Raw genomic sequence first — 520 nt, 5'->3', positions numbered from 1 at the left:
TACAATGGCATTTTTAATTCCCCCGATGAAGCAGCGGGTAATGCTGTCCAAATGGCTGTTAATAACAATGGTCACCTTTATTTTACCTATCACCCCGAAGCTAAAGACAAGTTAGTAGAGATAGGGATAGCGATTTATGAGTATTTTGGGGGATGGAGCAATTCGAGTAAGAAGTTCCAAGATTTTATCACTCGTTATGGCAATGAGGAAGCGATTGTGAGTGCGCATAGCCGTGGTAGCTTAACAGTAGGCAATGGACTGCGTGACTTTAAAGAACGTGGCATCCACGGTCTTGCCGAGAAAACAGATATCTATCTTTATGGACCAGCTGATAACTCACTATCGATAGCGAATGCACACTATTATGTGAGTGATGGTAAAAAAGATCATATTTATTTACAAAACCATTTTTTTGATCCCATTGGTACAGGAATTGGTCATAATCTACCGACAGCTTATAAGGTACCCTTGAAGCTCCCCTATGTATTATTTCCACCAGCAATTGCAATAAAAGAGCAAG

Annotated in this window: 1 protein-coding gene; it reads left to right on the top strand. The window is 40.4% G+C overall.

Translation table 11 applies throughout. The annotated features are described in order from the left end of the window. The coding region (locus tag PVV68_RS10580) for a hypothetical protein (RefSeq protein ID WP_273783060.1) at positions 1-520 on the top strand (520 nt) is incomplete at both ends.

It is taken from the genome of Bartonella sp. ML69XJBT (assembly GCF_028618515.1).
In the GTDB taxonomy this organism is placed as follows: domain Bacteria; phylum Pseudomonadota; class Alphaproteobacteria; order Rhizobiales; family Rhizobiaceae; genus Bartonella.
The sequence above is the reverse complement of the archived record's forward strand: the minus strand, read 5'-3'. Positions and strand labels throughout refer to the sequence as shown.